Below are 12,277 nucleotides of genomic sequence, written 5' to 3'. Positions count from 1 at the left end.
AGATCATACGTCTCGGAAAGGTCGTGTCCAGCCGATCGGGTGAAGATCTTATTTCGATCGAGATGTTCTGGATGCGCCTACCGGGACGTCTGGCCAGGGCTGATATCCAGCTCTGACGTGCGAATATGCTGTTTTTAGAGCTAAGGATCCCACTTCAGTGGAAGTGTGGCGAAGCGATCGGGAAAAAGGATCATCCGACGCTGATCGCGTCCTTATGACTGTTTTCGGCCATTTTTCGACAAGATCAAATCCGGTGCGGTTAAATGATCTAAATCCGATTGGTCCAGAAATAATCTCCGATGAGTTGCGACGTTCGTCGGAGCCGCCGCCTCCCACGATGTGATACGGGCTATCCCCCGGATGGCGGCGTCGGTCGGAGCGGGACGTTTAAGGTCGAGTGCATGCAACCCTGGTCATCGGTTTCCGTGCCTCGAGTGCCCGGCACGCCACGTCCGCTGTGCCTGTTCGACACCTCGGCGGGTGAGATCACGCCCACCGAGCCCGGCTCCGTCGCGCGGATGTACGTGTGCGGCATCACGCCGTACGACGCCACCCACCTCGGCCACGCCGCCACCTACCTGGCGTTCGACCTGGTCCACCGGGTGTGGCTGGACAACGGTCACCAGGTGCACTACGTCCAGAACGTCACCGACATCGACGACCCGCTGCTGGAGCGCGCTGAGCGCGACAACGAGGACTGGGTGGTGCTCGCGATGCGCGAGACCGCGCTGTTCCGCGAGGACATGGAGGCGCTGCGGGTCGTGCCGCCAGCGGACTTCGTCGGCGCGGTGGAGTCCATCCCGGAGATCGTCGAGGCGGTCGGCAAGCTGCTGGCCTCCGGCGCGGCCTACCGGATCGACGACGAGCACCCGGACGTCTACTTCCGCCACCAGTCCAGCGGGCACTTCGGCTACGAGTCGAACTACGACGACGAGACCATGATCGCCTTCTTCGCCGAGCGCGGCGGCGACCCGGACCGGGCGGGCAAGGAGCACCCGCTGGACGCGCTGCTGTGGCAGGCCGCCCGCGACGGCGAGCCGTCCTGGGAGTCCGAGCTGGGGCCGGGCCGTCCGGGCTGGCACCTGGAGTGCTCGGTCATCGCGCTGAACCGGCTGGGCCTGGGCTTCGACGTGCAGGGCGGCGGCTCGGACCTGATCTTCCCGCACCACGAGTTCAGCGCGGCGCACGCCGAGTCGCTGACCGGCGAGTTCCCGTTCGCCAAGCACTACGTGCACGCCGGGATGATCGGGCTGGACGGCGAGAAGATGTCCAAGTCCAAGGGCAACCTGGTGTTCGTGTCCCGGCTGCGCGGCGACCGGGTGGACCCGATGGCCATCCGACTGGCGCTGCTGGACGGCCACTACCGCACCGACCGGTCCTGGACGGCTGACGCGCTGACCGCGGGCATGGCACGCCTGGCGCGCTGGCGTCAGGCGGTCGAGCTGGAGTCCGCGCCGTCGGCGGAGTCGGCGGTCTCCGAGCTGCGCGAGCGGCTGTCCGACGACCTCGACACCCAGCAGGCACTGCGGGCCATCGACGCCTGGGCGGAGGAGGCGCTGACCATCGGTGGCTCCGACGTGGAGGCGCCGCAGCTCATCCGCACGGCCGTCGACGCCCTGTTAGGCGTCGAGCTCTGAAGTCTCCCGGTCGCAGGGGGTGTCAGTTCTGCCTAAAACTGACGCCCCCTGCTGCGTCCGGGGTGACGAGGTCAGTTTTGGGCAGAACTGACACCCAGCACGACGCACCGGGGTGTGTCGAGAATGCTGGTGACACTGATAGGACGGGGAAGGTGGTCGCGGGGATGCGGAAGGTCCTGATCGTCGGGGCGGGGCAGGCCGGGCTGCAACTGTCGCTCGGGCTGCAGGCCCGGCAGTACGAGGTGACCTTGATCTCCGGGAGGACGCCCGAGCAGATCCGCGGCGGACGGGTGATGTCCACGCAGGCCATGTTTGGTACCGCACTGGCCAACGAACGCGCCCGCGGCCTGAACTTCTGGGACGACGAAGCACCACAGATCACCGGGTTGCGGAAGACGGTCGCGAAGCCGGGGGAGGGGTGTCTGCTGGACTGGCGGGGTGAGTTCTCGAGGCCCGGGCAGTCGGTGGACCAGCGGGTGAAGATGGCGCGCTGGCTGGACCTTTTCGCCGAGCGCGGCGGTGATGTCGAGTACCGCAACATCACCGCGTCCGAATTGGACGGTCTGGCTCCGGGCTACGAGCTGGTGGTCGTCGCGACAGGCGCGGGCGAGCTCGGCCGGATCTTCGAACGCGATTCGCAGCACTCGCCTTTCACCTCACCGCAGCGGGCGTTGGCGGTGGCCTACGTGCGCGGGGCCGCTCCGTCTCCGGATGCACCGGACGACGGTCTGCTCCGGGCGAACTCGATCGCCGGCATCGGCGACATCTACGTCATCCCCGGCTGCACCTTCGGCGGGGCGTGCGATGTCCTGCTGTACGAGGGCATTCCGGGCGGTCCGATGGACTGCTGGTCGGATCGTCCCGGCACGGACGAGCAGTGGGCGCGGATGCTGGACCTGATGCGCGACCACCTGCCGTCGGAGCACGCGCGGTTCACCAGCGCGGAGCTGACCGACGAGCGCGCGACCCTGGCCGGTGGGGTGACCCCGATCGTGCGCAAGCCGGTGGCCGAACTCCCTTCCGGTGCAGCGGTTTTGGGAATGGGGGATGCGGTGGTGGCCAACGATCCGATCACCGGACAGGGCGCCAACGTCGCGAACCGGTGCGCGGAGTCCTATTTGGACAGCATCGTGGCGCGCGGCGAGCAGCCGTTCGACCGCTCCTGGATGCAGCAGAGCTTCGACCAGTTCTGGCATTACGCGCAGCACGTGGTGACGTGGTCGAACACCTCGCTGCGCCCCGCCCAGCCGCACGTGCAGCGGATCATGGCCGCGGCGGCGAAGCACCCGGAGATCCGCAACCGCTTCGCTGACGGCTTCGACGACCCAGCGGACTTCCAGACCTGGTTCCTCGACCCCGAAGGAGCGGACGCCTACCTCCGCAGCTTCGGGTGAACCGACCGCGATGATTCCTCGCCGGCGCGGCGGTCAAACCTGGTGGACGATCCGAACGTGAAGGGCGCGCCGCTGGCCGAGCTACCCGGTCAGCGGCGCCCTTCGCACGTCAGTAGGCGTCGTGGGCTTTGACGAACTCGTTGTCGTGGTAGACGTCCCAGTTGATCGACCAGGCCATCAGGCCGCGCAGGTTCGGGTGGGTGCCGTGCGGCTGGTAGGAGCCGCAGTTCGTTCCGGCGCGCAGGCAGTCGAGCGCCTTGTGGACCTCCGGGACCGGGGTGAAGCCGTTGCCCGCCGGGTTGGCCGCCGGCAGACCGATCGCGACCTGCTCGGGGGCCAGCGGGGCGAAGGTGTTGTCCGGGTTGCCCGCCAGCGGGAAGCCGGTCAGCAGCATGTCGATCATCGCGATGTGGAAGTCCGCAGTGCCCATCGTGTGGTACTGGTCGTCCAGGCCCATGACCGGGCCGGAGTTGTAGTTCTGCACGTGCAGCAGGTCCAGCTGGTCGCGCAGCGCGTCGATCACCGGCAGGTACGAGCCCGCCCGCGGATCGGCGCCGGTGCCGCCGCCGTAGTGCTGGTAGCCGACCTGCACGAAGAACGTCTCCGGCGCCATGGTCAGCACGAAGTCCGCGCCGTAGCGGTCGTTCAGGGCGCGCAGCGCATCGATCAGGTTGACCACCACCGGGGTGGTCGGGTGCTTCAGATCGGTGTCGCCCGGGGCGAGTTCCAGGGAGTGGCCCTCGAAATCGACGTCGAGGCCGTCCAGGCCGTAGCGGTCGATGATCGCCGCCGCCGACTCCACGAACGCGTCGCGCGCGGCGGTCGTCTCCAGTCGCACTTGGCCGTTGGCGCCGCCGACCGACAGCAGCACTTTCTTGCCTTCGGCCTGCTTGGCGCGAATCCCGGCGATGAACTCCTCGTCGCTCTCCACGTTCGGGCACTCGGCGGCCTGGCAGCGGTTGAACTCCAGCTGGCCGGAGGCCGGGGAGGTCGGCTCGGCGAAGGCCAGGTCGATGACGTCCCACTCAGCGGGCACGTCGGCTATCCGCACGTAGCCGGAGCCGTTGGCGAAGCTGGCGTGCAGGTAGCCGACCAGGGCGTGCTCGGGGACGTCGGCGGGTTCGGGGGAGGCGGAGGCCGGTGCGGCTGCGAGGACGAGCCCGGCCAGGGCGACGAGCGCGGTGCGGATCCGTGACATGACTGCTCCGATCCGTCGGGGTCGAAGCACAAAAATGGACTAGACCACTGGCCGAGGTCAAGGTCCAGTCCATTACTCGCCAGGCCCTCATGTCCCCAGCCGCCGCTCAGGACGCGATTTCAATGGAAATTGGACGTCCAATTTCCATTGGCCCGGGGTCTGTCCACATCCTCCGGCATGTCGGGCGCCGGACACGCCGGGAGGCCACAGTTTCAATTGAAACTGTAAAACCCAGGCATGGCGGATCACAGTTTCAATTGAAACTGTGGCCCGCCTGGGAGATTGGAGGTGGTCAGCCTGGGCCGGGGCCGAGCGGGCCCTTGCCACCCGGGCCGCGGCGGCGGAGGTAGCGCTCGAACTCCGCGGCGATGGCGTCGCCGCTGGTCTCGGTCAGCTTGACCTCGGCGTCCCCGCGCTCCTCCAGCGCGCGGACGTAGTTGCGGACGTCCTCGTCCTCCTCGGCCATCTCGCTGACCGTCTGCTCCCACTCCTCGGCCTGCTCCGGCAGGTTGCCCAGCGGCACCTCGACGTCGAGGGCGTCCTCCACCCGGTGCAGCAGCGCCAGCGTCGCCTTCGGCGACGGCGGCTGCGAGATGTAGTGCGGGACCGCTGCCCAGAACGAGATCGCCGGGATCCCGGCCTGCACGCAGGCGTCCTGGAAAATCCCGACGATGCCCGTCGGGCCCTCGTAGCGTGAGCGCTCCAGGCCGTACCGGGCCGCCGACTCGGCGTCGTAGGCGGCGCCGGTGACCGGCACCGGGCGGGTGTGCGGGGCGTCGGCGAGCAGCGCACCCAGCGTCACCACGGTGCGGGCGCCGATCCGCTCGATCTGCTCGACCAGTTCGGCGCTGAAGGCGCGCCACCGCATGTTCGGTTCGATGCCGTGCACCAGCACCACGTCGTGCGCGCAGCCCGGCGGGCGGCAGACCGACAGCCGCGTGGTCGGCCAGGTCACCTGGCGGGTGATGCCGTCGACCAGCTTGACCGTGGGGCGGGTGACCTGGAAGTCGTAGTACGGGTCCGGGTCGAGCTCGCCCAGCGGTTCGGCGTCCCAGATGAGCTGCAGGTGCTCGATCGCGGAACTGGCGGCATCCCCGGCGTCGTTCCAACCCTCGAAACCGCAGATCACGATCGGATCGGTCAACTCGGGTGGTTCGGCGCGCGTGTGTTCGTTGGTGTGTGCGTCGCGATCGGTCACTGACCCAGCCTACGACGCCGGGCCGACGCCAGCGCCGGACGTACCGGGCGCGCCTGGATCGTGATCCGAGGTCGGTTTGACGGCCGCAGCGGAGGGCCAGACCCTTGAGCTCGAGCGCCTGCGGAGCGGATGCGCAAGTGGACCACAACGAGCAGGGGATCTCCCCGCGATCCAGGTTGCGGCTGTCCATCGGACGGCGGCCGCGGGATCTCGCGCAGCTCGGCCTGGTCGGCGGTTTGCTGGCGCTGAGCGTGCTGCTCGTGCTGGTGCCGGTGAACCCGGTGGAGCTGGCGATCTACGACCAGCTGGGCCGGATCCCGGCGGTGTCCGATCCGCTGTGGGTGGTGTTGAGCTGGCTCGGCTCGTGGGCGGGTATCGCCGCGGTGACCGTGGTGGCGGCTTATTCCGGCTGGATCCGGGTGGCGTTGCTGTGCGCGGCGTCGGGTGCGGTGACCTGGGCGTTGGCGCTGTTCATGCACGAGGTGCTCGGGTTGCGCCAGCTGTCACCGGCCGGGCCGTCGGGCGGTCTGCCGTTCCCCGCCGAGGAAGTGGCGATCGTGACGGTGTTGGCCGTGATCGTCGCGCCTTACGTGGGCGGCTCCGCCCGCTACGCCGGGTGGGTGCTGGCGGTGCTCGTCGGCGTCGCCGTGGTGCACCTGGGTGGGCACCTGCCGCTGGCGGCGGTGGGCGGGGCGCTGCTGGGTTGGGGCGTCGGGACGCTGTTCCACGTGGTGTGGGGCGCTCCGGGGCGGCGGGTCTCCGACGCGATCGTCCGGGACGAGCTGGAGCAGGCCGGGCTGGCGCCGCTGTCGATCATCGCGCTGCGGCACCGGTTCCTGGAGCCGCGCGAGTTCGCCGTGCGGACCGAGGACGGGGCGACGCTGCGGGTCAAGGTGGTGCGGCGGATGAGTCGCCGCGCCGGTGCCTGGTACAAGATCAAGCGACTGCTCGCGCTGCTGGACGTCCAGGGCGAGCCGCGGTTGTCGACCCCGCACCACGAGGTCGAGCACGAGGCCTACGTGACGCTGCTGGCCGAGCGCGCGGGCGTGCGCACCCCGCCGGTCGTGCTGGCGTGCGACGTCGAGCACGCGCCTGCGCTGCTGGTGGTGCGTCAGGTGGAGGGCCGGCGGCTCTCGCAGATGCGCGCGGAGGAGGTCGACGACGAGCTGCTGGCGGAGATCTGGGCGCAGCTCGCCGTGTTGGCCGAGGCCCGCATCGCCCACCACGACCTGCGGGCGAAGAACTTCCTGGTCGACGCGCAGAACCAGCCGTGGCTGCTCAGCTTCACCTTCAGCCTCGCCGGTGCCGGCCCGGCGCGCTGCGAGCGGGACCTGGCCGAAGCGTTGGTGTCGATCGCGTCGGTGGTGGGCGTCGAGCGTGCCGTGCGCACTGCGATCCGTGCCCTGCCCGCTGAACAGCTGGAAGGAGCGCTGCGCAACCTGCTGCCGATGGCGCTGCCGAGGCGGATCCGCGCGCAGGCCCCGCACGGACGGTTCCTGATGGCCGAGGTTCGGGAGGCGCTGGCCGATGGACTCGGGCAGCCGATCCCGGGGTTCCGGTCGCCGGTCCGGCCCACCACCGTGGTCGGGCTGCTGCTCATCGGTGCTGCGGTGTACCTGCTGCTGCCGGAGCTGTCGAGCATGAACGAGGTGCTCGGGGCCGCGCGCCACGCCAACTGGGGCTGGCTGGCGGTGGCGGTGCTGACCGGTTTCCTGGCGATCGTGCTGTCCTCGATCTCGGTGCAGGGCTCCAGCTCGATCCCGCTGCCGTTCTGGCGCACCCTCGCGGTGCAGGTCGCCGCCGCCTTCACCGGTCGCACGACGCCCGGCGGCGCAGGGTTCTTCGGGATCAACGTCGTCTACATGGAACGGCTGGGTCTGCGGCGACCGCTCGCGGTCGGGGTGACGCTGCTGAACCAGGCCGGGACCGGGGCGGTGGCGTTCGTGGTGGCCGTGGTCGGGGTGTTCGCCGTCGGCCTGGCCCGGACGTTCACCCACTTGTCCATCCCGACCGGCTGGCCGGTGCTGGTGGGCGCGGCTGCGGTGCTGGTGGTCGCCGTCGTCGTGATCGCTTCGCCGTTCGGGCGGCGGCGGATCGCAGCGCCCTCGCTGGAGGTCGGCCGGGAGCTGCTGGAGACCCTGCGCGACCCGATCCGCGCGCTCCAGCTGTTCGGCGGCGCGCTGGGCTACCTCGTGGTGTCGGGCCTGGGCCTGGCGGCGTCGCTGGCAGCGCTGCACCCGGATTTCTCCTGGGTGGCGGTGACGGTCGTGTTCATCATCGGCAACACCCTCGGCCACCTGGTGCCTTCGCCCGGCGGACTGGGCGCGGTGGAGGCGGTCCTGCTCGCCGGGCTCGGCGTGCTGGGCATCCCAGCAACGGCGGCGGTGACGGCGGTCCTGCTCTCCCGCCTCCTGACCTACTGGCTCCCGGTCCTCCCCGGAATCGCCATGTTCCGCTACCTCCAACGCAAGGCCATCATCTGATCCGGCGACTTGATCGGTTGAGTTGCGCTTCACCTCGTGAAACCCACCGGCCGTGTGGACGAGGGATTGGACACGTTCGCTGGGGTGGGTGGGGTCCGCGGTGCTGTACTGGATGCTGACCTTGGTCCGAACCATCCCAGGAGGAGATCTCCGCGTGACCCGCGACGCCGGTCCGAACTCGCCCGCCGCCGTCCTGTTCGACATGGACGGGACGCTCGTCGACTCCGAGAAGCTGTGGACGATCGCGCTGGACGACTACGCCGCGCATCGCGGGGGTGAGCTCACCGACGTCACCCGGGAAGCCATGGTCGGCTCGAACATGACCCGCAGCATGAAGATGCTGCTCACCGACGTCGGCGTCCCGGCCACCGAGGACGAGATCGCCGCGGCCGCCAGCTGGGTGGTCGACCGGATGGCGGAGCTGTTCAAGCAGGGCCTGCCGTGGCGGCCGGGCGCGCAGGAAGCCCTGCTCGAGGCCCGCGCGCTCGGCGTGCCGGTCGCGCTGGTGACCTCCACGATCCGCTCGCTGACCGAGATGGCGCTGGAGACCCTGGGCCGCGACACCTTCGACCTCACCGTCTGCGGCGACGAGGTCGACGGGCACAACAAGCCCGAGCCCGAGCCGTACCTGAAGGCCGCTCGCCTGCTGGGCGTGGACGCGGCGGACTGTGTCGCCATCGAGGACTCGCCGACCGGTGTGGCCAGCGCGGAAGCCGCTGGCTGCCTGGTGATCGCCATCCCGTGCGAGGTGCCGCTGCAGCCCGGCCCGCACCGGGTGCTGCACGAGTCCTTGGTGGACGTCGACTTCGGCGCGCTCGGCGAGTTGTTCGCACGAGCTGCGTGATGATCGACGTCCCGATCGTGCTGGCCGGATTCGGCCCGGTCGGCCGGGAGTACGCCGAACTCGTCCACCAGAACCGCGCGCCGTGGCGCGACCAGCACGGGGCCGACCTGCGGGTCGTCGCCGTCCGCGGCCGCAGCACTCAGACCGAGGTCGACGGTGTCGTGCCGCCGCGCGAGCAGTGGACCGAGGCGGAGCCGCTCGCGGAACTCCTCGCCCGCACCGGAGCTCGGGTGCTGGCGCAGGCCGTTCCTTCCGACGGCAGCGATCAACCGGGCATGGACGCGCTGCAGGCGCTCGGACAGGGCACGCACGTCGTCACCGCCACCAAGTCGCACCTGCTCACGCACTGGAGCCGGCTCGACGAGGCGGCCCGCGGGGCTGGGCGCTCGGTCCGGATCTCCGGGGCCACCGGGGCCGCGATGCCCGCTGGTGACATGGCGCGATCGGTTCTGCGCGGGTTCGACGTGGACGCCGTGCACGGCTGCCTCAACGGCACCGCGACCTTCGTCCTCGATCAGCTCGCGGAAGGGAAGACGCTGGATGCCGCCGTTGCCGAGGCGCAGCGCCGCGGCATCGCTGAGGCCGATCCGACGGCTGATCTCTCCGGTGCCGACGCCGCCACCAAGATGCGCCTGATCGCCGGCCTGCTGTGGGGCTGGGACGTGACGGGCGTGCGGGTCGACGCGGAGCCGATCGATGCACCGCATGCCGTCGAAGCCGGGCATCGGCTCCGGCAGGTCGCCAGCGCCCATCGCGACGAGCCCGGTCTGGTCCGCGTGGCCGTGCGAGCCGAACCTTTCGGCAGTCCGCTCGGCGCGCTGGTCGGTCCGGAGAAGGCGGTGCGCTACGACTGCGGCGACGCCGGATCGGTCACCGTTTCCGGCGGGCGGTCCAGTCCGCGGGGCGCCGCGCGAGCGATGATCAAGGACACCATCGGCGCAGCGCTGGAAGCCACCACGGGCCTGCGGTGAAAGCGCAGTACCAGAGTGTGGAACCAGCGGGTCCGCCGTTCGGGCCGCTGACCTGAGATGCGAGGATCGTGAACCGTGAAGACCTTCGACGAATTGTTCGCCGAACTGCAGGAACGCGCCAGCACTCGCCCCGAGGGCTCGTCGACGGTTGCCGCCCTCGACGCCGGGGTGCACGCGCAGGGCAAGAAGGTGCTCGAAGAGGCCGGTGAGGTGTGGCTGGCCGCCGAGCACGAGTCCGACGAGCAGCTGGCCGAGGAGATCTCGCAGCTGCTGTACCGCCTCCAGGTCATCATGCTGGGGCGCGGCCTGTCCCCCGAGGACGTCTACCGCTACCTGTGAACGCACAGGTTCCACCTGAGAACGCAAGAAAGAAGGAGACTGCTCCCATGCTGCGCGTTGCAGTGCCCAACAAGGGCACGCTGGCCGGTCCCGCATCCGAGATGCTCGCGGAAGCCGGGTACCGGCAGCGCCATGAGCAGCGGGACCTGACGGTGCTCGACGCCGCCAACGACGTCGAGTTCTTCTTCCTGCGCCCCAAGGACATCGCCATCTACGTCGGCTCCGGCGAGCTGGACCTGGGGCTGACCGGTCGCGACCTGGCGCTGGACTCCGGTGCGGCCGTTGAGGAGCGGCTGGCGCTGGGCTTCGGCGGCTCGACCTTCCGCTACGCCGCCCCGGCCGGTCCGCACGAGTGGGCCGCGACGGACCTGCAGGACAAGCGGATCGCCACCTCCTACCCGAAGCTGGTCACCGACGACCTGGCCCGGCACGGCGTGACCGCCGACGTCATCCGGCTCGACGGAGCGGTGGAGATCTCCATCCAGCTCGGCGTCGCCGACGCCATCGCCGATGTGGTCGGCTCCGGTCGCACCCTGCGTCAGCACGGGCTGGTGGCCTTCGGTGACCCGATCTGCAAGTCCGAGGCCGTGGTGATCGAGCGCCGCGGTTCGGACGCCGATCCGGTCAAGGAACAGCTGATCGCGCGGCTGCAGGGCGTGGTGTTCGCCCAGCAGTACGTGATGCTGGACTACAACTGCCCGCGCGACCTGCTCGACGAGGTCACCAAGATGACGCCGGGCTTGGGCTCGCCCACGATGGCGCCGCTGGCCGACGAGAACTGGGTGGCGGTGCGCGCCATGGTCCCCCGCAAGGAGGCCCCGGCGATCATGGACCGGCTGGTCTCGGTCGGTGCCAAGGCGATCCTGTCCTCCGACATCCGAGCCTGCCGCCTCTGACACCGGACGTGCGGGCGCGGGCGGGAGTCCGCGCCCGCACGTTTTGTCCTGATCGCCCGATGGTGCCGCCGGATCGTAATCCTCTCCGATCCGGGCGCTGATCAAGTCCGCACGTCGAACGCGGATAATGAACCCGGGCGAACGATCTTGGACGAGACGGTGGGGGTGCGTCGAATGGCCGTCGTGGTACCGGGCAAGACTCCGCCGCAGTGGGAGCCCGCTTCGCGGTCATCGACCAGACCCAGGCCGGCGACTACGGCACCGCGTCCAACTACGACCCCTACGAGGACTGACCGACGCTCCGCAATTTCCATTGAAATCGGACGTGCGGACGTGCGATTTCAATGGAAATTGCGGGACGACGACATCAGTCGGTGCGGTCGAGGACGGATTCGTCGCCCGGGTTCGGTTCCGGCCAGCCGGGGTAGGGCGGGGGAGTGCCGCCGAAGGCCGGGCACAGCGGCTTGTGGTCGCAGTAGTCGCACAGACGGCTCGGGTTCGGGCGGAAGTCGCCGGTCTTGCCCGCGCGCAGGATCGCTTGCCAGATCGCTTCCAGCGTCCGCTCGAAGCGACGCAGCTCGGTCTCGTCCGGCGTGTAGGCCAGGCGTTGCTTGCTGGCCAGGTACATCAGCAGCAGCTGGCGCGGGATCTCACCGCGGGTGCGCCACAGCACCAAGGCGTAGAACTTCATCTGGAACATCGCCTTGGCCTCGCCGATCTCCCGCGGCGCGGCGCCGGTCTTGTAGTCGACCAGCCGGATTTCACCGGTCGGTGCGACGTCGACCCGGTCGATGAACCCGCGCAGCAGCACCCCGGAGTCCAGCTCGGTCTCCACCCGCAGCTCGCAGGCCTCCGGCTCCAGCCGCTGCGGGTCCTCCAGCTCGAAGTAGGCGTCCAGCAGCGAGGTCGCCGACTTGAGCCAGCGCACCAGCTCGGGGTCGTCCGGTCCGTCGAACAGCTCGGCCAGTTCGGGCTGTTGCTCCTGCAGCTCCGCCCAGGCCGGGTCGAGCAGCGCGTGCGCCTGCTCCGGATCGCGCTGGTCGGTCGGCAGCTCGAACAGCCGCTCCAGAACCGAGTGCACCACGGTGCCGCGCACCTGCGCCCGGGTCGGGGTCTCCGGCAGCCGGTCGACCGCGCGGAAGCGGTACAGCAGCGGGCACTGCTTGAAGTCGCTGGCGCGCGACGGTGACAGCGCCGGACGTCTGGTCCCGCGCTCCTGGACCGCGCCGCTTGCTGCTGTTCCCACCGGTTCCGCCATGGGCAGGAACCCTAATCGAGCCGTCCGACACGCGATCAGGCAAGTGCGGATGACAACCG

General features: G+C 69.7%; 10 protein-coding genes. 7 read left to right on the top strand and 3 right to left on the bottom strand.

Going from position 1 to position 12,277, the window contains the following annotated elements:
• Window positions 1–401 precede the first annotated feature (401 nt).
• Both mshC and ACWCO2_RS01960 read left to right on the top strand, forming a co-directional pair.
• A complete protein-coding gene (mshC, locus tag ACWCO2_RS01965) occupies window positions 402–1,637 on the top strand; it encodes a cysteine--1-D-myo-inosityl 2-amino-2-deoxy-alpha-D-glucopyranoside ligase (RefSeq protein ID WP_450125821.1) in 1,236 nt (411 codons plus the stop codon).
• Window positions 1,638–1,801: 164 nt separating this feature from the next.
• Window positions 1,802–3,031, top strand: coding sequence for a styrene monooxygenase/indole monooxygenase family protein (locus ACWCO2_RS01960; RefSeq protein ID WP_450125820.1), 1,230 nt, complete (start codon window positions 1,802–1,804; stop codon window positions 3,029–3,031).
• A gap of 109 nt (window positions 3,032–3,140) precedes the next feature.
• Here ACWCO2_RS01960 and ACWCO2_RS01955 read toward each other — a convergent pair whose 3' ends face one another.
• Together ACWCO2_RS01955 and ACWCO2_RS01950 are read right to left on the bottom strand one after the other, a co-directional pair.
• Window positions 3,141–4,229 carry a chitinase gene (locus ACWCO2_RS01955; protein ID WP_450125819.1) on the bottom strand — a complete coding sequence of 363 codons (1,089 nt, stop codon included), beginning with the start codon at window positions 4,227–4,229 and terminating at the stop codon, window positions 3,141–3,143.
• A 292-nt stretch (window positions 4,230–4,521) separates the two neighbouring features.
• Complete coding sequence (locus ACWCO2_RS01950; protein ID WP_450125818.1) at window positions 4,522–5,427, bottom strand: PAC2 family protein; 906 nt, start codon at window positions 5,425–5,427, stop codon at window positions 4,522–4,524.
• Window positions 5,428–5,564: 137 nt separating this feature from the next.
• Between ACWCO2_RS01950 and ACWCO2_RS01945 the strand changes: the two genes are divergently transcribed.
• From ACWCO2_RS01945 to hisG, 5 genes are all read left to right on the top strand, one after another.
• Entirely contained in the window at window positions 5,565–7,910 is a 2,346-nt protein-coding gene (locus ACWCO2_RS01945) for a lysylphosphatidylglycerol synthase domain-containing protein (protein ID WP_450125817.1), read from the top strand.
• Window positions 7,911–8,064: 154 nt separating this feature from the next.
• Complete coding sequence (locus ACWCO2_RS01940) at window positions 8,065–8,754, top strand: HAD family hydrolase (protein WP_450125816.1); 690 nt, start codon at window positions 8,065–8,067, stop codon at window positions 8,752–8,754.
• The gene (locus tag ACWCO2_RS01935; protein WP_450125815.1) at window positions 8,754–9,725 is read left to right on the top strand and encodes a homoserine dehydrogenase; all 972 of its coding nucleotides are present in this window, start codon (window positions 8,754–8,756) and stop codon (window positions 9,723–9,725) included. Before ACWCO2_RS01940 ends, ACWCO2_RS01935 begins: the two co-directional genes overlap by 1 nt.
• 75 nt (window positions 9,726–9,800) lie before the next feature.
• Window positions 9,801–10,064 (top strand): phosphoribosyl-ATP diphosphatase, encoded by a 264-nt coding sequence (locus tag ACWCO2_RS01930; RefSeq protein WP_450125814.1) that lies wholly within the window; start codon window positions 9,801–9,803, stop codon window positions 10,062–10,064.
• Between the two features lie 47 nt (window positions 10,065–10,111).
• Window positions 10,112–10,960, top strand: coding sequence for an ATP phosphoribosyltransferase (gene hisG, locus ACWCO2_RS01925; RefSeq protein WP_450125813.1), 849 nt, complete (start codon window positions 10,112–10,114; stop codon window positions 10,958–10,960).
• A gap of 367 nt (window positions 10,961–11,327) precedes the next feature.
• On the opposite strand, the gene ACWCO2_RS01920 is transcribed toward hisG, so the two are convergent.
• Entirely contained in the window at window positions 11,328–12,218 is an 891-nt protein-coding gene (locus tag ACWCO2_RS01920; RefSeq protein ID WP_450125812.1) for a RecB family exonuclease, read from the bottom strand.
• Window positions 12,219–12,277 lie beyond the last annotated feature (59 nt).

Source organism: Saccharopolyspora sp. NPDC002376 (assembly GCF_053593195.1).
This window is presented reverse-complemented; position numbering and strand designations above follow the sequence as displayed.